A 21,272-nucleotide genomic window follows, 5' to 3' on the forward strand; every position below is an offset into this window, starting at 1 on the left:
TGCAGTGCTCAGGCCGGCCAATGCCGGGCGAACACCGGCGCCAGCGTCGGATGTCGGTCAATGCGTTCCAGCCAGGCGTAAAACCCCGGCCGGGCCGTGCGCAAATGTTCGCGGCTGCCTGACCATCGACTGACCACCGCCGCCAGCACATCCAGCGCTCCCGGCGTCTCGTCCCCCAGATACAGCTCGGCGGAAAACTGATCGGCAAACACTTCCCAACTCCAATGCAGCCGTGCGCGGGTGCCGGCCATCAGGTTTTGCCGTGACGACTCATCCGCCACGGCCAGCCAGCGTTCGGGGTAATCGATGATGCCGATCGCCGCATAGCAATTGCTGACGATGTACACCAGGCCACGGATGGCCTGATCACGGTCGGCCGGGTTGTCCGGCAGCAGATTCGACTCGGGAAACGTCAGCCCGAGATGAATCAGTATCGCCGCGCTCTCGGTGAGGATGCTGCCGTCGGGCAATTGCAGGGTCGGAATCTGCTTGAGCGGGTTGAGCTTCTCCAGGGCCAGGGCGGCCTGCGAAGACGACTCGACATCGATGAAACGATAAGGGATCTCACACAGTTCCAGTGCCGCCTCGATTGCGGCCGCGCCCGAATTCTGATGACCGTAGAGCTGATACATACACACCTCCTTGGGATGCCAACCAGTGTAGAAGCCGCCCTTGGCCCTGCTGGAGCCATCCGACGACCGCATCATCAAGCCCACAAGGGGTATGCCGCTATCCCTATCAATCCCGTCGATGTTCACCATCATGCCAATGAAGTTCTCATAAAAATTGCGCGGCGTAACATCTGCTCCATACCCACCCAACAAGACCCGGAGCACACCACCATGAAACGCCAGACTCTTCTCAGCATCGCTTTCTCGGTTTTTGCAGTAAACGCTTTCGCCGCTACCTCTGCTCAACCTGTCGTCGCCGAAGGCGGCTCGGATCGTCTGATTGAAAGTCGCGTGGCAGAAGGTGGCTCTGATCGCCTGATCCAGAATCGAGTGGCCGCTGATGGCTCCGACCACCTGCAAGGCAACACCGTCGCCGCCGATGGTTCCGACCACCTGCAAGGCAACACCGTCGCCGCCGATGGTTCCGACCACCTGCAAGGCAACACCGTCGCCGCCGATGGTTCCGACCACCTGAAAGGCAACACCATCGCCGCCGATGGTTCCGACCACTTGAACAGCAACCACATCGCTTGAATGAATGGCTTTACCGCTCTCCTCGACAAAAAACCGGCCTCATCAGCCGGTTTTTTTATGCCTGGGATAATCCGCACAACCGCCTGCGATCGTGTGCTCTTCAGTCAGCCCGCGCCATACAGCGCTGATAACGCTCATCGACCCGCTTGGCAAACCAGGCCGTGGTCAGTTTGCGAGTGATTTTCGGGCTTTGCAGGACAATCCCCGGCAATACCTGCCGAGGCAATGGCCGGCCTTCAGCCTGTTCGGCCAGCGCAAAGACTCGCCGATACAACGGGCTGTCTTCGAACCCCAGGCTGTTGCCCTCCTGCAGCTGATCCCTGATCGTCGTATTGCGCATATCCAGTTGCTTGCCGAGGCTGCGCACGGCCACTTCCGTGGTGCCGGGCATGATCGAACCGTAATTGACCAGGTCGCCATCCAGCGCCAGCGGAATGCCCGAGGCCCGGCTCACGGCGTTCTGGAACGCGGCATTGCGGCTGGCGTACCAACCGGCGTTGAAATCGGCGAAGCGATACAGCGGTTGCGGGTAGTTCACCGGGTATCCGAGCAAATGGGCGATACCGAAATACATGCCGCCACGCCGAGTGAAGACTTCATGGCGGATCGAGCCTTCTACCGGGTAGGGATAACCCTTGGCGTGCTGCTCGGCAAATTCGACGCTGACCTGCATCGGCCCGCCGGTGTGCACCGGGTTGAAGCCACCGAACAGCGTCTGGCCCATGGGCACCATGCCGATAAAATCATCGAAGATCGCGCTCAGTTCCTTTTCGCTACGCGCCGCGTTGAGGCGCTCGCTGTAAGTTTTGCCATTGGCCGAGCGCACCTGCAACGCCGCATTGACCAACAGGCCGGGGATGTGGGCTTTGGCGGCCCGACGATCAATTTCGTCGCGTGCGATTTTGCCCAGGCCAGGCACGCTCGGATCGGCCTGAAAGGTCGACTCCTGCTCGGTGACAGCCAGCACCGAGCAGAGGTTTTGCGTGGTCGTCTCGATTTTCTGCGCGGCAAACGCCGCATAGATGTCTGTGGCCCAACCCTGGCGGTCAACGGCATTGGCCGGCAGCAGTCGCACAATTTCGGCCTTGACCTCGGCGGGCGTTCGCACCGGCGCCTGTTGCGTGCGTTGACTGCCGCAACCGGCCAGCACCAGCAACGCGACGATGCTCATGATCAATCGATGGGCTTGCATGCTGCTCCAGAAAATCCGTTATGCCGGGCTAACCATACGATCAATGGCCTGTCCGAGGCTATGCCCCTGAGCAAGGGTCTTCTCCGTTGGGCAGCCAGCCTGGCCGCCCGCCACGGCTGGACCATACTAGACCCACACCGCGAGGAGGACAGGTTCATGCACCGCAGCGACGTGTTGATCATTGGCGCTGGCCCGACCGGGCTGGTCCTGGCGCTGTGGCTGAGCAGACTGGGGATCCACGCAAGAATCATCGACAAAACATCCACGTCCGGTACCACATCGCGGGCACTGGCCGTGCAGGCCCGGACGCTGGAGCTGTACCGTCAACTCGACCTCAGTGACAGCGTCGTGCAGCAGGGTCATTGCGTGGAGGCCGCCAATTTCTGGGTCAAGGGTGAACCCGTGGCCCGCTTGCCGCTCAGCCGCATCGGCGAGGGCCTGACGCCTTACGCCTTCCTCGAAATATTCCCCCAGGACGAACACGAACGGCTGCTGATCAAACGCCTCGAATCCTTTGGCGTCACCGTGGAGCGCGACACCGAGCTCGAGGCTTTCGAGGAAACCGGTGACGGCATCAGCGCCACGTTGCGTCTGCCCGATGGTCAGCGGGAAACCTGCCAGGCCTGCTACCTGGCCGGTTGCGATGGTGCCCGCTCGGTCGTGCGCAAGGCCCTGGACACCGGCTTTCCCGGCGGGACCTACCAGCAGATTTTCTATGTGGCCGATGTGCAGGCCAGCGGCCCGACATTCAACGGCGAACTGCACGTGGACCTCGATGAGGCCGACTTTCTCGCGGTGTTCCCCCTGGCAGGAAGCGGTCGCGCACGCCTGATCGGCACCGTTCGCGATGAGCGCGCCGAGCACGCCGAAACCCTGCGATTCGAAGATGTCAGCAGCCGGGCCATCGAGCATCTGAAGGTGCAGATCGAACAGGTGAACTGGTTCTCGACCTACCGCGTGCATCATCGGGTGGCCGACCACTTCCGCACCGGCCGTGCGTTTTTACTCGGCGACGCGGCCCATGTGCACAGCCCCGCCGGCGGCCAGGGCATGAACACTGGCATTGGCGATGCCATCAACCTGGCGTGGAAACTCGCCGCAGTGTTAAGCGGCGGTGCCGAGGCCCGATTGCTCGACACCTACGAAACCGAACGCATGGCCTTTGCCCGCAAACTGGTGGCAACCACTGACCGGGTGTTCACGTTCGTCACCGCCGAAGGCCGCATGGCCGACCTGCTGCGCACACGCCTGGCGCCCTTCCTGATTCCGAAAATGGCCACGTTCGAGAGGTCCCGCGAATTCCTGTTTCGCACGGTGTCGCAGATCACCTTGAACTACCGCCGCATGCCTTTGAGCACCGGCGTTGCCGGACATGTTCATGGCGGCGACCGCTTGCCCTGGGCGCACGATGGCGAGGGGGACAACTTCGAACCGCTGAAATCCCCTAACTGGCAGGTGCATGTGTATGGCGACACCAGCGACGAAATGATCGCCTGGTGCATCGAACATCATTTGCCGCTGCATGTGTTCGACTGGCGACCAGCGTTTGAAACGGCAGGCCTGGGGCGTAACGGGTTTTACCTGTTGCGGCCCGACACCTATGTGGCGATAGCCGAAACCTGCTCGGACCCGAAGGTGATCGAGCGGTATTTCAAACATCACGGGATTCGGTCGTTTTTTGGCTGATTCCGCCCCCCTGTGAGCTGGCAAGCCAGCTCCAACAAGGGACCGGGTGAGTCTTAGATACCGGCCAGTGCCAGGTCCATCGCGAAATAGGTGAAGATCAGATCCGCCCCTGCCCGCTTGATTGCGCCAAGACTTTCGCGCACCACACGGTCTTCATCGATCGCCCCGGCTTGCGCGCCGAACTTGATCATCGCGTACTCGCCGCTCACCTGATACGCCGACAGCGGCAAACGCGACACCTCACGAATGTCGCGGATGATGTCCAGGTAGGCGCCGGCCGGCTTGACCATCAGCGCGTCGGCGCCTTCCTGCTCGTCGAGCAGTGATTCGCGCACCGCTTCACGGCGGTTCATCGGGTTCATCTGATAGCTTTTACGATCCCCCTTGAGCGCGCTGCCACCGGCTTCGCGAAACGGGCCGTACAGCGCCGAGGCGAACTTGGTCGAATAGGCCATGATCGCCGTCTGCTGGAACCCGGCGGCGTCGAGTGCCCGGCGAATGGCCTGGACCTGCCCGTCCATCGCCGCCGACGGCGCAATCACATCGGCACCGGCACGGGCCGCCGCCACGGCTTGTTTGCCGAGGTTGATCAGGGTCTGGTCATTGTCGACTTCGTGGTTGTGCAGAACACCGCAATGACCGTGATCGGTGTACTCGCAGAAGCAGGTGTCGGACATGACAATCATCTCCGGCACCGCGTCCTTGGCGATACGCGACATCCGCGACACCAGACCGTCGTCGCGCCAGGTGTCGCTGCCGCTGCTGTCCAGGTGGTGGGACACGCCAAAGGTCATCACCGACTTGATCCCGGCCCGGGCGTAACGCTCGATCTCGCCGGCCAGTTTCGATTCGGGAATTCGCATCACACCGGGCATGCTTTTGATCGGCACGAAGTCATCGATTTCTTCTTCGACGAAAATCGGCAGCACCAGGTCGTTGAGGCTGAACTCGGTTTCCTGGAACAGACTGCGCAGGCTCGCATTGCGGCGCAGACGGCGTGGGCGTGCTTCGGGGAACTGACTGGACATGGGCATTCCTGGTAATCGGAGAACAAGACGAAAGTCGTAGGGGGGCAAAGCTTATGCCCTGCGAGGTACAGGGCACAAACGTCGAACGCTCAAGACTGCATTACCGCGATGGCAATAATCCTTGAGCAAGCACCAACCCCCTGTAGGAGCGAACTTGCTCGCTCCTACAGGGGGATTGCGGTGGTCAGTTGGTGACAGGCTTTGGAATTTCCAGCCCGCGCTTGACCGCCGGCCGTGCCAGGAACTTCTCCAGCACCCGGGTGACGTTGGGGAAGTTCTGGATGCCGACCAGATCGCCCGCCTCATAGAAGCCGATCAGGTTGCGCACCCAGGGGAAGGTCGCGATATCGGCAATGGTGTAGCGCTCGCCCATGATCCAGTCACGCCCTTCAAGGCGCTTGTCGAGGACGCCGAGCAGCCGTTTGCTTTCTTCGACGTAGCGGTCACGGGGACGTTTGTCTTCGTAGTCCTTGCCGGCGAATTTATTGAAGAAGCCGAGCTGGCCGAACATTGGCCCGATGCCGCCCATCTGGAACATCAGCCACTGAATGGTTTCGTAACGCGCTGCCGATTCCTGGGCCAGCAACTGCCCGCTTTTGTCGGCGAGGTAGATCAGAATCGCCCCGGACTCGAACAGCGGCAAAGGTTGGCCGTCCGGGCCATGGGGATCGAGGATGGCCGGGATCTTGTTGTTGGGGCTTAACGACAGGAATTCGGGGGACATTTGATCGTTGGTGTCAAACCCGACGCGGTGTGGCTCGTAAGGCAAGCCGATCTCTTCGAGCATGATCGAGACCTTGACGCCGTTGGGTGTCGGCAAGGAGTACAGCTGAATCCACTCCGGGTACTGTGCGGGCCATTTTTGGGTGATGGGAAACGCAGACAAATCGGTCATGGGAAGGATCCACGAGAAAATTGAAAGTAGTGATACTAATGCAGGAGTTGCGCTGCCGTTATCAATATCACTGATGTTGAAGATCAACAGTTGACAGTCCGGATCAAGCCTCTAAGGTGTAGCCTGTCCATCATTTCGCAATATCCTGTCGCTAATCTTCGCTCCAGTCACTTCAGGGGTACCGGTAGATTGCAGCGCGCGGTCGGAATCGAACCAAACAGGCACCTGCGGACTCTGAGCACTGGCCATCCAAAGACGACCCGACTCATAGACATGGAAAACACCCGATGCCGGCAACTCGTGGTGTAGAGGTTTGTCAGCCCTAACCCAATGTGCGAAGCCCCCCTATTTCATGAAGAACCCTCTGAAATTCGCCAATCGCTTCAAACGCCGTGCGTACATATTCCTGCCCGCATTGCTGGCGGCCAGTGCGTTATTCCTGTCGTTTGAGTCCCTTGAAAGTCGCGCCCAACCGGTAGACGGTGTGCAGACGCTGGTGTTCCTGCGTCATGCGGAAAAACCTGCCGGCGGCCTGGGCCAGCTCAATTGCCAGGGCCTGAACCGCGCGATCGACCTGGCCACCCTGCTCCCGGAAAAATTCGGCAAGGCCAACTACGTATTTGCCGCCAACCCGACGCGCAATGTCGAGGAAGGCGAACTGAACAACTCCTACAGCTATATCCGTCCATTGATGACCATCAGCCCCAGTGCGATAAAGCTCGGCTTGCCGGTCAACATCAATTTCTCGGCCAACGACACCGGTGACCTGGCCGATGAACTGCTCCAGGACAAGTATCACAACTCGATCATTTACACCGCCTGGTCCCACGGTTACCTGCCGGAGCTGATCAACAAGGTCGCCGGGGAAGCGGTCGGCAAGAAACAGACGATCACCGAGGACTGGGAATCGAGCGACTTTGATTCGCTGATCGTGTTGACCCTGACCTGGCGCAACGGCAAGGCCAGCCTGGAAAGCCATCGCTACAAGCAAGGGCTGGATAATGGACCGCAGACTTGCCCGACCTGAGTTGTACAGGGCCTGATCGGGCCCTTTGTGTACGCCACAGCCCCTGTGGGAGCAGGCTTGCCCGCGATGAAGCCAGCAAAACCGCCCTCATCCTCGCTGACTGACCCGCTCCCGCAAATACCCCAACACCGCTTCGCGATTCCCGGCAAACTCGATCCGCGCGCCCTTCTTTTCACGTTGAAAGGCATACATCGGATCGTAATACTCGGTCAGCAACCCCTCGATCCAGCCCCGGTGCAGATCCACCGCGCCGCTGCGACCCTGCTCCGCCAAGGCATCCTCCATCAGAATCAGCATCCGTCGATGGCGCTCGCCACCCAGGCGCTTGTGCACGTTATTCAAACTCTCCAGCATCCGCTCGGAAAACAGCGCAAAGCCTTCCTCGCCGCGCACCCGGATGAACTCGGCGCACAGGTCCACCACATAATCACGCAGGATTCGCTCGACCCGCCCCTGCAGGCTGTCTTCGAGCCAGACCATCGGAAACTGCTGCATGCCCTGATACAGCGGCAACGGCAAGGCACAGCTGCCGATCGCCCGGCTCTCGTCCTCCAGCACGAATTGTTCAAGGCCGGCGGCGCGCTTTTTCAGCACATCCACCGCCAGGCGGTTTTCAAAGTCGATATTGGTCGGTTGACCCGTGGCGCGCTTGCCGAAACTCGAGCCGCGATGATTGGCGTGACCTTCTAGGTCAAGGCCGTTGCGCAACTGCATCAGCACTTCGGTCTTGCCGGTGCCGGTCATGCCGCCCAACAACACGAAATCGCACTGCGCAACGGCCTGATCGAGGGTATCAAGCAGGAAGCTGCGCATGGCCTTGTAGCCACCACCGACGCGCGGGTAGTCGATGCCCGCCTCGTCCTTGAGCCATTGCTGGACGATCTGCGAGCGCAACCCGCCGCGAAAACAATACAAAAGCCCATCGGGATGAGCCCGGGCGAAGTCTGCCCAGGCCTGGATGCGTTCGGCCTTGATCGCGCCGGACACCAGTTGATGGCCCAGTTCGATGGCGGCTTGTTGGCCCTGCTGCTTGTAACAAGTGCCGACCCGTTGCCGCTCGTGATCGTTCATCAGCGGCAAATTGACCGCCCCGGGAAACGAGCCCTTGAGAAACTCGACCGGCGCACGGGCATCCATCAGCGGCCGGTCGTTGAGGAAAATATCGCGGTAATCGGTGCAGTCGGCAGACATCAAGACACCTCGACCGCATTGCTCTGTCGCTCGACCAGTTCACCGATGGGTGCCAGGTCCAGGCCCATTTGCGCAGCGGCCGCGAGAAAGCTGTCGTTACCCTCGGGCGTCACCGCGATCAACAGGCCGCCGCTGGTCTGCGGGTCGCACAATACGCGCTTGTGCAGTTCCTGCAATCGCCCCAGTTTGCTGGCGTAACTGTCGTAATTACGCAAGGTCCCGCCGGGAATGCAGCCCTGCTCCAGGTAATACTCGACACCTGGCAGACGCGGTACGCGGTCGTATTCGATCAGGGCGGTCAGCTGGCTGCCATCGGCCATTTCCACCAGATGCCCCAACAAACCGAAACCGGTGACGTCGGTCATCGCGGTCACGCCATCCAGTTTGCCAAAGCGGCTGCCGGGTTTATTCAGGGTACACATCCAGTCCCGGGCCAGGCCGATGTCAGCGTTGCGCAACTTGCCTTTCTTTTCGGCGGTGGTGAGGATGCCGATGCCTAGGGGTTTGGTGAGGTAAAGCAGGCAACCGGCCGTCGCGGTGTCGTTGCGCTTCATATGGCGCTTTTCCACCAGCCCGGTAACGGCCAGGCCGAAGATCGGCTCCGGTGCGTCGATGGAATGCCCGCCAGCCAACGGAATACCTGCTTCATCGCACACCGAACGGCCGCCGCGAATCACTTCCCGGGCAATTTCCGGCGCCAGCACATTGACCGGCCAGCCAAGAATGGCGATGGCCATCAACGGGTCGCCACCCATGGCGTAGATGTCACTGATGGCATTGGTGGCGGCGATGCGGCCGAAATCGAAAGGATCATCGACGATTGGCATGAAGAAATCGGTGGTCGACACCACGCCGCGCTCTTCGTCGATGGCATACACCGCCGCGTCATCGCGCGAGGCGTTGCCGACCCAGAGCCTGGGGTCCAGATTCTGCGCGCCACTGCCGGCGAGAATCACTTCCAGTACCTGGGGAGAAATCTTGCAACCGCATCCAGCGCCGTGGCTGTACTGGGTCAGGCGAATCGGCTCGCTCATGGGGGCACCTCGCAGGAAAAGTGCCGTCGATTCTATCAGAGCACCATTGCGGCAGCGCATTGCATCGCCGCAGCCCCTGTGGGAGCGAGCCCGCCCCCACAGGTGGGCGGTGTTACGGCAACAGGATCACTTTGTCACCACTGCCCTGATTGACCTCGGCATAACGCTCCAGGCCCTCGGCCAATGGCGACTCGAACAGCCCCTGAGGCAACGGCAGCAAGTCCTGATCGAAGAATTGACCGAACTGATCGAGCATCGCCGCGCACGCTTGCACGCCGTACAGCAACGAGTTGATGCCGACCACCGAGCCGCCCTTGCGGTACAGCGCCAGGGCCGGTAGCTGAACCATGCCGTCCACCGGCGCGGCGATGATGGCGATGCGGCCGAAGGTGGCCAATGCCGCGACAGACGCCGGCAACCAGAACCCCGTGGTGTCGAAAATCACATCAGCGCCGCCTTTGAATACGGCATTGACCTGAGCACCCAGGTCCTCGGGTTTATCCAATTGCAGCGTCTGATAGCCCTGGTCCTGCAAGTCCTTGACCTGCTCTGGTCGCCGCGCGGCTGCCAGCACCTGGGCACCGCGCACCTTGGCCAATGCCAGCGCGGCACTGCCCACCGCCCCGCCGCCGATCACCAGCAAGCGGGTTTCGGCGGTCACCAGGCTGCGCTCCAGTGCATCCCACGCCGTGGTGTAAGGCACTCCCAGGCTGGCGGCCTGGGCGAAGCTCAAATGCGTGGGCTTGAGGGCGACGCCATTGGCCGGCAGCTTGACGAATTGCGCATGGGAGCCATCGGCGAAAAAACCCAGCTCGCGGCCGGTGCCCCAGACGTGTTGACCGACCAGCGCCTGCGGGCCTTCAACGACGATGCCGGCAAAATCGCGACCGGGAATCCGCGGCATCGTGGTATAGGGAAAACGACCCAGCACGTTCTTCACATCACTGGGGTTGAGCCCCGCCGCCTTGATTTCCACCAACACTTCATCGGCGCCGGGAACGGGCGTCGGAACCTCGACGTAGCGCAGGGCCGAGAGGTCGCCGGTTTTGTCGAACTGCAATGCTTTCATGAGGGTTTCCATCGAATGATCAGAGGAGGTTCAGGAGATCCAGCCGGCCACCAGTTCGCGGCCCATCGGCCAGAGCTTTTCGCCGGCCAGCATGCCGAGCAGGCCTACCAGTGCGATCGCCGGTGGTGCGGGGGAACGAAAATCCAGGGCGCCGTAGAGCAGGCCGACACCCAGGCCGATCGCCAGTGAAATGAGGTAATTCATGACAGACTCCTTGGGCAATTGAGACATGCCCGCAAGTCTAGTGCGCAGTGCCGACGAGTACCGGCCAAGTGCTTCTGAATTTCGGCCAAACCCTGGCCCTGAACGCTTCAGCCCTGAGGCTGGCCTGCCGAAAACTGCGACGGCGCGACACCCAGTTCCCGACGGAACATATCGCTGAAGCTGCTGGGCGAATACCCCAGCTCACGGGCGATGGCACTGACCGGCACCCCCTGAATCAACTCGGCCACTGCCGTCGCCAGTTGCACCTGGCGCCGCCATTCAGCGAAGCCCATGCCCAGACCGTCCTTGAACAACCGCGCCAGGGTCCGCACGCTGGCACCGGCGTTTTCCGCGTGTTGCTCGAAAGGAATGTCCAGCGACGGCGCGGCCATGACCGCCTGGCAGAGGTTCGTCAGCCGCCGGTCAGACTCATCCGGCAGCGGGATTTTCAGCAGCGAGCGCCTGGCCCGCTTGAGCTCCAGCAGCGCCAGTCCCACCAGTGCTTCGTAATACTCGGGCGCACCATCGTCGCCCTGCTCCACCAGGCCAACGATCAACTCGCGCAACAAACCGCCGACTTCGATGACCTGGACGCTGGCATCGAGCGTTGCCGCCAACGACGGTCGCAGGTAGATGTTGCGCATTTGCAGGTCCGAGACCACGCGAATCCCATGAGGCACGCCGGGCGGCAACCAAACCGCCCGTTGCGGCGGCACCACCAGCGCCTCGTGAGGCGTCTCGACCCACATCACGCCACTCATCGCATACAGCAACTGCCCCCAGACATGCTCATGCGGTTCGATGAACAACCCACGCGGATAAGTGCGCGCCAGCGGTTGCACGGGCACATCGGTATCACTCAGATCAGGCGGGGCGGCAAGGGCCATGGGCAGCAATCATTGGGGTCGGGAAAGGCCCAATGGTAACGAGGCCTTGTATTTGCCGCCAGCGGCTGCCACCGTCCGCCAATCCGAATGAATTTTCCGTGTGGCCCGTGATCCGTTTATGTACCACAGGGAGGAATACGGGCTATATGAACAATGCAAAACTCTTCGTCATTGAATACACCCTTCATGGCGTGCCCAAGTCGTTCATTATCCGTCTGGACAAAATGGACAACGCAGAAGCCTGGCATTGGGCAAGCTGCGATGCGGGAGTGGGCCGCATACCGCGCTTTGGCCGGGAGAAGGTGCAAAAGACCAGCAAGCCGATGGCAGAGAAGTTCGGTGTGGAAAACGTCAAGTGGCGGCCGGCTGGCTGACGCCTGGCAAGCAACAGGATTAGAGGGGGGGCAAGAATATGACACCCATCAGCAGCCCTGCGCATCTGGACTATGGTCTGGATACGCTGTTCGGCCGCATCACCAGGAGCGTCGAGTGCCGGGTTGGCCTGGAACAGGTCATGAACGACCCGACCTGCTTCGCGATTCGCGTTCCGCCGCCGTTGCCGGAAGACCTTGAGCAGGCCAAGACCGTCGTGCTCAGAGTCGAAGGACGCCGCCTGACGGGCACCGTCCGGCATACCGAACGCCTGGACGACGACAGCCTGAAACTGGAAGTGGAGCCCGACTAGGCTCCACTTTTCAACGTGAACGAACTATTTGGCGTGGGCGCACTTGCAGCCCTTGCTGGAGCACTCTTCGCCGTGTTCGTGGTTCTTGGCGCAGGCCTCGCAGCAATAGTGCTTGCCGTGGCGCGCAATCGGGTGCGCGCCCAGCTTGCACGAACATTTCGGGCAGTCGCAGATACTGTCACTGTTGATCATGAGCCTGACTCCTTTGGTAGTGGTCGTCGGGGCGAGAAGAACAACCCGTGTTACCAGTGTAGGCTGGTGGGCCGCTATCGTCGGAACGCCGCCCGGAGCAGGCTCGCTTCCACAATGGACTGGGTACATCGGCGGGTGATTGGTCGGCTGGCTGGCCGCCATCGCTGGCAAGCCAGCTCCTACAGGGGAATGGGTGCATCTGCGGGTGATGGGTCGGCTATAAGGCCGCCTTCGCTGGCAAGCCAGCTCCCACAAGGGGATTGGGTGCATCTGCGGGTGATTGGTCGGCTATAAGGCCGCCTTCGCTGGCAAGCCAGCTCCTACAGGGGAATGGGTGCATCTGCGGGTGATTGGTCGGCTATAAGGCCGCCTTCGCTGGCAAGCCAGCTCCCACAAGGGGATTGGGTGCATCTGCGGGTGATGGGTCGGCTATAAGGCCGCCTTCGCTGGCGAGCCAGCTCCCACAAGGGGATTGGGTGCATCTGCGGGTGATGGGTCGGCTATAAGGCCGCCTTCGCTGGCGAGCCAGCTCCCACAAGGGGATTGGGTGCATCTGCGGGTGATGGGTCGGCTATAAGGCCGCCTTCGCGCTATATCGAAGTACGGCAGGCCGGGGTCTACGGCATCTACATCGGCAATGACGATACCGGCAAGATCCACTTCATTCGCCGGGCCCCCTGTAGGAGCGAGCCAGCTCCGGGCGGCGTTCCGACGATGGACGTCAACGATGAAGCGGGCTGTCTGAATGCCCGCGTTGCCCGGTCATTCATCGCGAGCAGGCTCGCTCCTACAGAAGCAACGCGCGCCACCCCGCTCCTCACCACTCATCAGGCCGAGCGTTAGCTCGCCTGCAGCTCTTGATCTTGATTCACCCGCCCCTTCGGGAGGCTGAGTGGAGGTGTTCATCCGGGGAGTGGCGCGCAGCGCCGTTCGACGCAGTCGAACACGCTGCATGCAGGTCGTCGCGAAGCAGACCGGAGGGCAGTGTCCCCGGATGAATACCGCAGCGAAGGAACGCCGAGCCTTAGCGAGGGGCCGGACGCTCGGGGCGAGCCTTTTTTTGCTTATCTTTTTTTTTGGCGTTTGAAAAAAAAGTAAGTCGCCGTAAGGGCGAAACCCTAAGCCGCCGTTACCGAAGAAACGGATATGTACCCAACCAACCCAAAGCCTGGTCGGCCCAGAGGCCGCCAAGGTCACCCAGCAGATTGCCGTGCTCTGGCCCGGTAACCGAAACCTGTCGGGTCGGTAAACTGCCCTATTGGGAAAGGCCGTAATCCGCAAACGGCGCTTGTGTGGCGAGGGAGCTTGCTCCCGCTGGGCTGCGTAGCGGCCCCAAAAAAGCGCTGAGCGCTGCGCACTCAAGCGCGAGCAAGCTCGCTCGCCACAAAAGTGTTGCCAATCAGATACGGAATTGCCCGACCAGCTTGCCCAGGCGCTGCCCCAGATCCGCCAGGCTGCGCGAGGTTTGCGCCCCGAGTTGGGTTTCATCGGCTACGTTGTCCACCGCCACTGCTATCTGATGCACGCTACGGTTGATCTCCTCGGCCACGGCGGTCTGCTCTTCGGCGGCGCTGGCGATCTGTGCGTTCATCGAATTGATGGTGGCAATCAACTGGGCCATGGTATCGAGCGACGCACCAGCCTCATTGGCCTGGGCCGAGGTACCGTCGCCGGCCTCGCTGGAGCGGCGCATCGCTTCCACCGCTGACTGGGTGCCGGCCTGCAAGCGGTCGATCATGCCCTGGATTTCCTGGGTACTGATTTGTGTGCGGCTGGCCAGCGCCCTGACTTCATCGGCCACCACCGCGAAACCACGTCCAGCCTCACCGGCACGGGCCGCTTCAATGGCCGCGTTGAGCGCCAGCAGATTGGTTTGTTCGGCAATCGAACGGATCACCCCGAGCACGCTGACAATCGACGACACGTCTTTCTGCAGGCTGTCGAGAGACACGCCGCTGTTGCGAATGTCGTCCACCAACGCATGAATCTTCTCGATACTGCCAGCCACCACACGCTTGGCCGCCTGGCCTTCTTCATCGGTCTGCCGGGCGGCCACCGCCGCGTTTTGCGCGCTCTTGGCCACTTCCTGGGCGGCCGCCGACATTTCATTGATCGCCGTGGCGACTTGATCCGTCTCGTGACGCTGGCGCTCCATGGCCTGGTCCGAACGATTGGCCTGATCGGACACCTGATCCACCAAACCGGTCAGCTGCGTGGTCATTTCGGTGATCTGGCGCACCAGGCCATGGATCTTGTCGACAAAACGGTTGAACGAGCCGGCCAGTTGACCCAGTTCATCCTGGCTGGTGATGTTCAAGCGACGGGTCAGGTCGCCCTCGCCCGCCGCGATATCGTCGAGGTTGGCTTTCATCAGGTTCAGCGGACGCAAAATGGTATTGGCCAGCAGCATCCCGGCCGCGGCGATCACCAGCAACACCACCAACGCCACGCCGACGATACTCAGCACCACACCTTCCATGCGCTCCTGAACCTTGGCCTCGACCACGGCGACTTGCGCCTCGATGCCGTCCAGGTTCACCGAAGTACCCACCGCCATGTCCCACTTCGACAGGTATTCGGTGTAACCGAGCTTGGGCACCAGCACCTGGCTGTTACCCGGCAGCGGCGAGCTGTATTGCAGGTAGTGGGTTCCGTCCTTGGCGACTTTCACCAGGTCGCGGTTGACATAGACACCGTTCGGATCGCGGTTGTCCTTGAAGCTCTGGCCCACGCCTTCGGGGCTGTTGGCCTTGAACAGGCGCACGGTGTTGGAGTCGTAGCCGAAGAAGTAGCCTTCCTTGCCGTAGGCGATGCTCGACAGCAACTTGATCGCCTGGGCGCGCGCCGCGTCATCCCCCGGGGCTGCCGCGTCGTACAGCGGTTTGATCGTGGTCATGGCCACGGCAACGTAACTCTGCAGGGTGGCCTTGGCATCGCTGAGCAGGCGTTCGCGGGTTTCCTCGACTTCGTGGCGTGCCTGCGCTTGCAGGATGAACAACGTGGTCAGGCTGATGACCAGCGCAAAGAGCAACACCGGGAGGACGGCAAGGGACAGGACTTTGGCCTTCAGGCTCATGCGCATGACGTTCACTCTTTTTTGATTTTATTGGCGTGGTTAAAGGCTTTAACGGCAGGCCAATTCAAAAGTTGAACGCGGTCGACGGGCGCACTGAGCCTCCTGTGGGAGCGAGCGGGCTCCCACAAGGCTTGCGGGTTTACAGCACCATCGCCGCCACCCAGCCAAACGCCAGCAACGGCAGGTTGTAGTGCAGGAAGGTCGGGACCACGGTGTCCCAGATGTGGTGATGCTGGCCGTCGATGTTCAGACCGGAGGTCGGGCCGAGGGTCGAGTCCGAGGCGGGCGAACCGGCGTCACCGAGGGCGCCGGCGGTACCGACGATGCAGACGATCGCCAGCGGGCTGAAGCCCAACTGCACGCACAACGGCACGAAAATCGCCGCCAGAATGGGCACGGTGGAAAACGACGAACCGATGCCCATGGTCACCAACAGCCCCACCAGCAACATCAACAAGGCACCGATGCCCTTGCTGTGGTCGATCCAGGACGCCGACGATTCGACCAGGGTCTGCACTTCACCGGTGGCCTTCATCACTTCGGCGAACCCCGAGGCGGCGATCATGATGAAACCGATCATCGCCATCATCTTCATGCCTTCGGTGAACAGGTCATCGGTGTCGCGCCATTTGACGATGCCCGACACCGAAAAGATCAGGAAACCCACCAGCGCACCGATGATCATCGAGTCCAGCAGCAGCTGCACGATGAACGCCGCGGCAATCGCCACTCCGGCCACCATCAGGCTCAGCGGGTTGTATTGCACCGCGACCTGCTCGACTTGCTCGATCTTTTCCAGGTCGTAGACGCGCTTCTTGCGGTAGCTGATAAACGCGATCAGCAAGCCCGCCACCATGCCCAGCGCCGGAATGCCCATGGCGTGGGTGACATTGATGCCCGTGATGTCCACGCCGCTGCGGGCAACGTTGGCCAGCAGGATTTCATTGAGGAAGATGTTGCCGAAGCCCACCGGCAGGAACATGTACGGCGTAATCAAACCGAACGTCATGACACAGGCGATCAGCCGGCGATCCAGTTGCAGCTTGGTCAGTACATAAAGCAGCGGCGGCACCAGCAACGGGATAAAGGCGATATGTATCGGCAGAATGTTCTGCGAGGCTATGGCCACCACCCACAGCAGGCCGATCAGCAACCACTTGACCTGGCCTCCGCCGTTGGCGTGCTGGCGATCGACCATCGCCAACGCCTTGTCGGCCAGGGCATGAGCCAGGCCGGACTTGGCGATGGCCACGGCAAAAGCGCCGAGTAACGCGTAAGACAGGGCCACCGTCGCCCCGCCGCCGAGGCCACTGTTGAAGGCCTTGAGCGTCGCTTCGATGCCCAGCCCCCCGGTCAGGCCGCCCACCAGGGCACCGACGATCAGCGCGATGACCACATGCACGCGGGACAGGCTGAGTACCAGCATGATGCCGACCGCGGCAATCACTGCATTCATTTCATTACCTCGAGACAAACGGAAAGAGTCCGTCCGGCAGTCTGCGTGAGCCGCCAGCGGATAAAGGAATGGGTCTTATTAGAGGGCGCGCACTGTGCCGCAGACTTGCCTTCGTGTCAAAGCGCCCGGGCCCTGCGCAGATGTAACGGCATATGAATACCAGTAGGAGGGAGCCAGCTCGCGAAGCACATGAGAGCACCTGAGGCTATCAGGTCTCCATCGTCATCGTTGGCGACCATCGCGAGCACACTAGCTCCTGCAGAGAGATCGACGATAGACGGGATAAAGAAACCAGAGACCCGGCCGTTACAGTGCAAAGTCGCAGATATTTATCGAATAAGGACGTCTCCATGTCACTCAAGCAATTGTCCATTCAATGGAAAATCACCCTGCTGGCCGGGCTTTGCCTGGCGGGCATCGTGACCCTGCTGGTGGGTCTCTCGCTGTATCGCATGGAGAACAGCTCGGCGTTGGTGAAAGCCTCGAGCATGGAAATGCTGACCGAAGCCGCCCAGGCGCGGATCGAGTCCCAGGGTGAAAACCAGGCGTTGGGCATCCGCCAGCAGTTCATGGACGCCTATCAATATGGCCACGGCTTTTCCCGTCAGGTGCTGTTTCTGCGCGACCAGGCCGAAAAGCGCTTTCTCGATGCCTTCGACTTGCGCGAAGACCTGACCCGTCAGGTCAAGTCGGCGCTGCAAGCCAACCCTGAGCTGCTCGGCCTGTCCCTGGTGTTCGAGCCCAACGGGCTGGATGGCAAGGACGAATTGTTTGCCGGCCAGAGCGAAGTCGGCAGCAATGAGAAAGGGCGTTTTGCCCTGTACTGGTCGCAACCGACCCCAGGCAAGCTGACCTCCATGCCACTGCCGGAAAAGGACATCGCCGACACCAGTACCGGTCCCAGCGGCGAAGCGGCCAACGCCTGGTTCACCTGCCCGCGCACCACCCTCAAACCGTGCGTGATCGAGCCCTACTTCTATATGATCGACGGCCAGAACGTGCTGATGACCAGCATCGTTTTTCCGCTGATGGTCAATGGCAAGCTAATCGCCTCGCTGTCGGTGGACATCAACCTCAACAGCCTGCAGACGATCAGCCAGAGCGCCAGCAAAAAGCTCTATGACGGCCAGACCAGCGTCAGCATTCTCAGCCCGGCCGGTTTGCTCGCCGGCTACAGCCCCGACGCCAGCAAACTCGCCCAGCGCCTGGAGGCCGTGGACAAGACCAACGGTGCCGAGCTGATGCGCATGCTCGCCGCCAGCAGCAAGACCGCCAGCCTGCACAGCCAGCAACAGCTCAAGGTGCTGTCGCCGTTCCAGCCGATTCCCGGTGGCAAAACCTGGGGCGTGTTGCTCGACGTGCCGGAAAAAGTCCTGGTCGGCCCCGCCGAAGCCCTGAAAAAGCAACTGGATGACAGCAACACCGCCGGTACCCTGACAGAACTCGGACTGGGCATACTGGCGGCATTGATCGGCCTGCTCCTGGTCTGGCTGATGGCCCGCAGCGTGACCCGACCGATCCTCGGCGTGGCGCACATGCTCGAAGACATCGCCAGCGGCGAAGGCGACCTGACCCGACGCCTGGCCTACGACAAGAAAGATGAACTGGGCCAGTTGGCTGGCTGGTTTAACCGCTTCCTCGACAAGCTGCAGCCGATCATTGCCGAGGTCAAACGCTCTGTGCAGGACGCCCGCAATACCGCGGACCAGTCCTCCGCCATCGCCACCCAGACCAGCGCCGGCATGGAGCAGCAATACCGGCAGGTGGATCAGGTCGCGACCGCTTCCCACGAAATGAGCGCCACGGCGCAAGACGTTGCCCGCAGCGCCGCGCAAGCGGCACAGGCTGCGCGGGATGCCGATCAGGCGACCCGCCAGGGCCTGACCGTGATCGACCGCACCACCGCCAGCATCGACAACCTCGCTGCCGACATGAGCGCGGCAATGGTGCAAGTCGAAGGCCTGGCGGCCAACAGCGAGAAAATCGGTTCGGTGCTGGAAGTGATCCGCGCCATCGCCGAACAGACCAACCTGCTGGCGCTCAACGCGGCCATCGAAGCGGCCCGTGCCGGTGAGGCCGGACGCGGTTTTGCCGTGGTCGCCGATGAAGTGCGCAACCTGGCGCGACGCACCCAGGAGTCGGTGGAAGAAACCCGCCTGGTAATCGAACAACTGCAAAGCGGTACCCAGGATGTGGTCGGTTCGATGGGCAACAGCCATCGCCTGGCCCAGGGCAGTGTCGATCAGGTCGGCCAGGCCGTGACCGCGCTGCGCCAGATCGGCGATGCCGTGACCGTGATCAGTGACATGAACCTGCAGATTGCCAGCGCCGCCGAAGAACAGAGCGCGGTGGCCGAGGAGATCAACAACAACGTGGCGACCATCCGTGATGTGACCGAATCGCTGTCGGGCCAGGCCAATGAGTCGGCGCGGGTCAGCCAGTCGCTCAACAGCCTGGCCAATCAACAGCAGAGTCTGATGGATCAGTTCCGCGTCTGACCCCGCCCCCCCCCCCTTGTAGGAGCGAGCAAGCTCGCTCCTACAAGGTCCGCCACCATGATGGCGAGTGGACATCCCCCAGACGTTGATTATGCTTTAAGGAACCTTGCAGCGATTCGAGGCGTCCACCCTGCATGCACGCTTCGCGCAATCGCTCATTCGACGACATCAGCCCCAGGGCCAGGGTGCGGCAGCAATAAGGAAAAACTCCGGCCTACGACAAGAGCAAGACGGAGAACACTCATGGCAGCCATCGACACTGCAACTTCGGGCAGCGCCCCCGGACACGGCATCACCAGGGAAGAGCGCAAGGTCATTTTCGCCTCGTCCCTGGGCACCGTGTTCGAGTGGTACGACTTCTACCTTTACGGCTCCCTCGCTGCGATCATCGCCAAGCACTTCTTTGCCGGCGTCAACGAGACCACCTCATTCATCTTTGCCTTGCTCGCGTTCGCCGCGGGCTTCGCCGTGCGGCCGTTCGGGGCGATTGTGTTTGGCCGTTTGGGCGACATGATCGGGCGCAAACACACCTTTCTCATCACCATCGTGATCATGGGTCTATCAACCGCCGTGGTGGGTTTTCTGCCCGGTTACGCAACCATTGGCGTGGCGGCGCCGATCATCCTGATCACCTTGCGCCTGTTGCAAGGCCTGGCCCTGGGCGGCGAATACGGCGGCGCGGCAACTTACGTGGCCGAGCACGCGCCCAAAGGCAAGCGCGGCTACTTCACCTCGTGGATCCAGACCACCGCGACCCTCGGCCTGTTTCTGTCGCTGCTGGTGATCCTGGGCTGCCGCACGGTGCTGGGCGCTGAAGCCTTCGAAACCTGGGGCTGGCGGATTCCCTTTCTGCTGTCGATCCTGCTGCTGATCGTCTCGGTGTACATCCGCTTGCAGCTCAGCGAGTCGCCGGTGTTCATGAGAATGAAGGCTGAGGGCAAGTCGTCCAAGGCGCCGCTGACCGAATCCTTCGCCCGCTGGGAGAACCTCAAGATTGTGATCATGGCCCTGCTCGGCGGCACCGCCGGCCAGGCCGTGGTCTGGTACACCGGGCAGTTCTATGCGCTGTTCTTTCTGCTGCAGACGCTGAAGATCGACCCGCAGACCGCCAACTTGCTGATTGCCGGCTCGCTGCTGATCGGCACACCGTTCTTCGTCATCTTCGGCAGCCTGTCCGACCGCATCGGCCGCAAGGGCATCATTATGGCCGGCTGCATCCTCGCGGCAGTGACCTATTTCCCGATCTTCCATGCGCTGACCCAATACGGTAACCCCGATGTCTTTATTGCGCAGGAGAAGAATCCGGTCACGGTGATCGCCGATCCCGCTCAGTGCTCGTTCCAGTTCGACCCGGTGGGCAAGGCCAAATTCACCAGTTCCTGTGACCTGGCGAAAACCGTCTTGGCAAAACGGGCCATCCCCTACAAGAACGTGACGGCCGAACCGGGCACTGTCGCGCAGGTCCGCATCGGCGAGAAAGTGATCCCCAGCTTCGAAGGCACCGGCATGCCGGCTGCCGACTTCAAGACCCGCAACGACGCCTTCACCGCCACGCTCGCCACATCGCTCAAAGACGCCGGCTACCCCGAGAAGGCTGACCCGGCCAAGACCAACTACCCGATGGTGCTGCTGTTGCTGACGATCCTGGTGATCTACGTGACCATGGTCTACGGCCCGATTGCCGCCTGGCTGGTGGAACTGTTCCCGGCGCGCATCCGCTACACCTCGATGTCGCTGCCCTACCACATCGGCAATGGCTGGTTCGGCGGCTTCCTGCCGACGGTGGCGTTCGCCATGGTCGCGGCCACCGGCGATATCTACTACGGGCTGTGGTACCCGATTGTCATTGCGGTGATGACGGCCATCCTCGGCATTTTCTTCATGCCGGAAACCAAGGATCGGGAGATTCATCACGCTTGAACCCGACACCACAAAAACCAATGTGGG

The 21,272-nt window shown here is 61.4% G+C and carries 18 protein-coding genes and 4 pseudogenes; 9 read left to right on the top strand and 13 right to left on the bottom strand.

The window, feature by feature from the left end:
• Window positions 1-8: 8 nt before the first annotated feature.
• Window positions 9-632 carry a glutathione S-transferase N-terminal domain-containing protein gene (locus ACGJAX_RS26870; protein WP_090323801.1) on the bottom strand — a complete coding sequence of 208 codons (624 nt, stop codon included), beginning with the start codon at window positions 630-632 and terminating at the stop codon, window positions 9-11.
• A gap of 210 nt (window positions 633-842) precedes the next feature.
• Here ACGJAX_RS26870 and ACGJAX_RS26875 point away from each other — a divergent pair, with 210 nt between their 5' ends.
• Window positions 843-1,205 carry a hypothetical protein gene (locus tag ACGJAX_RS26875; RefSeq protein WP_390956792.1) on the top strand — a complete coding sequence of 121 codons (363 nt, stop codon included), beginning with the start codon at window positions 843-845 and terminating at the stop codon, window positions 1,203-1,205.
• Between the two features lie 100 nt (window positions 1,206-1,305).
• Here the strand turns inward: ACGJAX_RS26875 and ACGJAX_RS26880 are convergent, their stop codons facing one another.
• Window positions 1,306-2,397 (bottom strand): DUF1615 family protein, encoded by a 1,092-nt coding sequence (locus tag ACGJAX_RS26880; RefSeq protein WP_390956793.1) that lies wholly within the window; start codon window positions 2,395-2,397, stop codon window positions 1,306-1,308.
• Between the two features lie 156 nt (window positions 2,398-2,553).
• Here ACGJAX_RS26880 and ACGJAX_RS26885 point away from each other — a divergent pair, with 156 nt between their 5' ends.
• Window positions 2,554-4,083, top strand: coding sequence for an FAD-dependent monooxygenase (locus ACGJAX_RS26885; protein ID WP_390956794.1), 1,530 nt, complete (start codon window positions 2,554-2,556; stop codon window positions 4,081-4,083).
• Window positions 4,084-4,136: 53 nt separating this feature from the next.
• Here ACGJAX_RS26885 and hemB read toward each other — a convergent pair whose 3' ends face one another.
• Both hemB and ACGJAX_RS26895 read right to left on the bottom strand, forming a co-directional pair.
• Window positions 4,137-5,111: a porphobilinogen synthase gene (gene hemB, locus ACGJAX_RS26890; protein ID WP_090323808.1), complete on the bottom strand. Its 975-nt coding sequence runs from the start codon at window positions 5,109-5,111 to the stop codon at window positions 4,137-4,139.
• A gap of 184 nt (window positions 5,112-5,295) precedes the next feature.
• Window positions 5,296-6,006, bottom strand: coding sequence for a glutathione binding-like protein (locus ACGJAX_RS26895; protein WP_390956795.1), 711 nt, complete (start codon window positions 6,004-6,006; stop codon window positions 5,296-5,298).
• Between the two features lie 352 nt (window positions 6,007-6,358).
• Here ACGJAX_RS26895 and ACGJAX_RS26900 point away from each other — a divergent pair, with 352 nt between their 5' ends.
• Window positions 6,359-7,033, top strand: a complete 675-nt coding sequence (locus ACGJAX_RS26900) for a histidine phosphatase family protein (RefSeq protein ID WP_390956796.1) — start codon at window positions 6,359-6,361, stop codon at window positions 7,031-7,033.
• 87 nt (window positions 7,034-7,120) lie between these two features.
• Here ACGJAX_RS26900 and mnmH read toward each other — a convergent pair whose 3' ends face one another.
• The 5 genes from mnmH to ACGJAX_RS26925 form a co-directional block, all read right to left on the bottom strand.
• A complete protein-coding gene (gene mnmH / locus ACGJAX_RS26905; RefSeq protein WP_247256035.1) occupies window positions 7,121-8,224 on the bottom strand; it encodes a tRNA 2-selenouridine(34) synthase MnmH in 1,104 nt (367 codons plus the stop codon).
• Entirely contained in the window at window positions 8,224-9,258 is a 1,035-nt protein-coding gene (gene selD / locus ACGJAX_RS26910; RefSeq protein WP_090323816.1) for a selenide, water dikinase SelD, read from the bottom strand. The genes mnmH and selD overlap by 1 nt, the downstream gene beginning before the upstream one ends.
• Window positions 9,259-9,370: 112 nt before the next feature.
• On the bottom strand, window positions 9,371-10,327 hold the full coding sequence (locus tag ACGJAX_RS26915; protein ID WP_390956797.1) for a zinc-binding dehydrogenase: 957 nt from the start codon (window positions 10,325-10,327) through the stop codon (window positions 9,371-9,373).
• Window positions 10,328-10,357: 30 nt separating this feature from the next.
• Window positions 10,358-10,531, bottom strand: a complete 174-nt coding sequence (locus tag ACGJAX_RS26920; protein ID WP_081997842.1) for a DUF1427 family protein — start codon at window positions 10,529-10,531, stop codon at window positions 10,358-10,360.
• A gap of 107 nt (window positions 10,532-10,638) precedes the next feature.
• Complete coding sequence (locus tag ACGJAX_RS26925) at window positions 10,639-11,418, bottom strand: helix-turn-helix domain-containing protein (RefSeq protein ID WP_090323821.1); 780 nt, start codon at window positions 11,416-11,418, stop codon at window positions 10,639-10,641.
• A gap of 146 nt (window positions 11,419-11,564) precedes the next feature.
• On the opposite strand from ACGJAX_RS26925, the gene ACGJAX_RS26930 reads away from it, so the two are divergent.
• Together ACGJAX_RS26930 and ACGJAX_RS26935 are read left to right on the top strand one after the other, a co-directional pair.
• Window positions 11,565-11,792 (top strand): DUF6555 family protein, encoded by a 228-nt coding sequence (locus ACGJAX_RS26930; RefSeq protein WP_020799440.1) that lies wholly within the window; start codon window positions 11,565-11,567, stop codon window positions 11,790-11,792.
• A 38-nt stretch (window positions 11,793-11,830) separates the two neighbouring features.
• The gene (locus tag ACGJAX_RS26935) at window positions 11,831-12,103 is read left to right on the top strand and encodes a hypothetical protein (protein WP_247256038.1); all 273 of its coding nucleotides are present in this window, start codon (window positions 11,831-11,833) and stop codon (window positions 12,101-12,103) included.
• A gap of 24 nt (window positions 12,104-12,127) precedes the next feature.
• Here ACGJAX_RS26935 and ACGJAX_RS26940 read toward each other — a convergent pair whose 3' ends face one another.
• A complete protein-coding gene (locus ACGJAX_RS26940) occupies window positions 12,128-12,295 on the bottom strand; it encodes a metallothionein (protein WP_390956798.1) in 168 nt (55 codons plus the stop codon).
• Between the two features lie 588 nt (window positions 12,296-12,883).
• Between ACGJAX_RS26940 and ACGJAX_RS26945 the strand changes: the two are divergent.
• Window positions 12,884-12,964 (top strand): annotated as a pseudogene (locus ACGJAX_RS26945) (NUDIX hydrolase); the annotation flags it as partial.
• A 730-nt stretch (window positions 12,965-13,694) separates the two neighbouring features.
• Here ACGJAX_RS26945 and ACGJAX_RS26950 read toward each other — a convergent pair.
• The 3 genes and pseudogenes from ACGJAX_RS26950 to ACGJAX_RS26960 form a co-directional block, all read right to left on the bottom strand.
• Window positions 13,695-14,516, bottom strand: a complete 822-nt coding sequence (locus ACGJAX_RS26950; protein WP_390960002.1) for a methyl-accepting chemotaxis protein — start codon at window positions 14,514-14,516, stop codon at window positions 13,695-13,697.
• An 84-nt stretch (window positions 14,517-14,600) separates the two neighbouring features.
• A pseudogene (locus ACGJAX_RS26955) lies at window positions 14,601-15,377 on the bottom strand (cache domain-containing protein); the annotation flags it as partial.
• Window positions 15,378-15,510: 133 nt separating this feature from the next.
• On the bottom strand, window positions 15,511-16,827 hold the full coding sequence (locus ACGJAX_RS26960; RefSeq protein ID WP_090323825.1) for a Na+/H+ antiporter family protein: 1,317 nt from the start codon (window positions 16,825-16,827) through the stop codon (window positions 15,511-15,513).
• Between the two features lie 569 nt (window positions 16,828-17,396).
• Between ACGJAX_RS26960 and ACGJAX_RS26965 the strand changes: the two are divergent.
• The 3 genes and pseudogenes from ACGJAX_RS26965 to ACGJAX_RS26975 all read left to right on the top strand — a co-directional run.
• Window positions 17,397-18,419 (top strand): annotated as a pseudogene (locus ACGJAX_RS26965) (chemotaxis protein); the annotation flags it as partial.
• Between the two features lie 393 nt (window positions 18,420-18,812).
• Window positions 18,813-19,325: pseudogene (locus ACGJAX_RS26970) on the top strand (methyl-accepting chemotaxis protein); the annotation flags it as partial.
• Between the two features lie 243 nt (window positions 19,326-19,568).
• Entirely contained in the window at window positions 19,569-21,245 is a 1,677-nt protein-coding gene (locus ACGJAX_RS26975; RefSeq protein WP_247256040.1) for an MFS transporter, read from the top strand.
• Window positions 21,246-21,272 lie beyond the last annotated feature (27 nt).

The organism is Pseudomonas moorei (genome assembly GCF_042846945.1).
Lineage (GTDB): Bacteria > Pseudomonadota > Gammaproteobacteria > Pseudomonadales > Pseudomonadaceae > Aquipseudomonas > Aquipseudomonas moorei.

Coding starts and splice junctions, on each gene's coding strand:
- ACGJAX_RS26870 (WP_090323801.1), bottom strand. CDS start 632: ATGTATCAGCTCTACGGTCATCAGAATTCGGGCGCGGCCGCAATCGAG.
- ACGJAX_RS26875 (WP_390956792.1), top strand. CDS start 843: ATGAAACGCCAGACTCTTCTCAGCATCGCTTTCTCGGTTTTTGCAGTA.
- ACGJAX_RS26880 (WP_390956793.1), bottom strand. CDS start 2,397: ATGCAAGCCCATCGATTGATCATGAGCATCGTCGCGTTGCTGGTGCTG.
- ACGJAX_RS26885 (WP_390956794.1), top strand. CDS start 2,554: ATGCACCGCAGCGACGTGTTGATCATTGGCGCTGGCCCGACCGGGCTG.
- hemB (WP_090323808.1), bottom strand. CDS start 5,111: ATGTCCAGTCAGTTCCCCGAAGCACGCCCACGCCGTCTGCGCCGCAAT.
- ACGJAX_RS26895 (WP_390956795.1), bottom strand. CDS start 6,006: ATGACCGATTTGTCTGCGTTTCCCATCACCCAAAAATGGCCCGCACAG.
- ACGJAX_RS26900 (WP_390956796.1), top strand. CDS start 6,359: ATGAAGAACCCTCTGAAATTCGCCAATCGCTTCAAACGCCGTGCGTAC.
- mnmH (WP_247256035.1), bottom strand. CDS start 8,224: ATGTCTGCCGACTGCACCGATTACCGCGATATTTTCCTCAACGACCGG.
- selD (WP_090323816.1), bottom strand. CDS start 9,258: ATGAGCGAGCCGATTCGCCTGACCCAGTACAGCCACGGCGCTGGATGC.
- ACGJAX_RS26915 (WP_390956797.1), bottom strand. CDS start 10,327: ATGAAAGCATTGCAGTTCGACAAAACCGGCGACCTCTCGGCCCTGCGC.
- ACGJAX_RS26920 (WP_081997842.1), bottom strand. CDS start 10,531: ATGAATTACCTCATTTCACTGGCGATCGGCCTGGGTGTCGGCCTGCTC.
- ACGJAX_RS26925 (WP_090323821.1), bottom strand. CDS start 11,418: ATGGCCCTTGCCGCCCCGCCTGATCTGAGTGATACCGATGTGCCCGTG.
- ACGJAX_RS26930 (WP_020799440.1), top strand. CDS start 11,565: ATGAACAATGCAAAACTCTTCGTCATTGAATACACCCTTCATGGCGTG.
- ACGJAX_RS26935 (WP_247256038.1), top strand. CDS start 11,831: ATGACACCCATCAGCAGCCCTGCGCATCTGGACTATGGTCTGGATACG.
- ACGJAX_RS26940 (WP_390956798.1), bottom strand. CDS start 12,295: ATGATCAACAGTGACAGTATCTGCGACTGCCCGAAATGTTCGTGCAAG.
- ACGJAX_RS26950 (WP_390960002.1), bottom strand. CDS start 14,516: ATGACCACGCAGCTGACCGGTTTGGTGGATCAGGTGTCCGATCAGGCC.
- ACGJAX_RS26960 (WP_090323825.1), bottom strand. CDS start 16,827: ATGAATGCAGTGATTGCCGCGGTCGGCATCATGCTGGTACTCAGCCTG.
- ACGJAX_RS26975 (WP_247256040.1), top strand. CDS start 19,569: ATGGCAGCCATCGACACTGCAACTTCGGGCAGCGCCCCCGGACACGGC.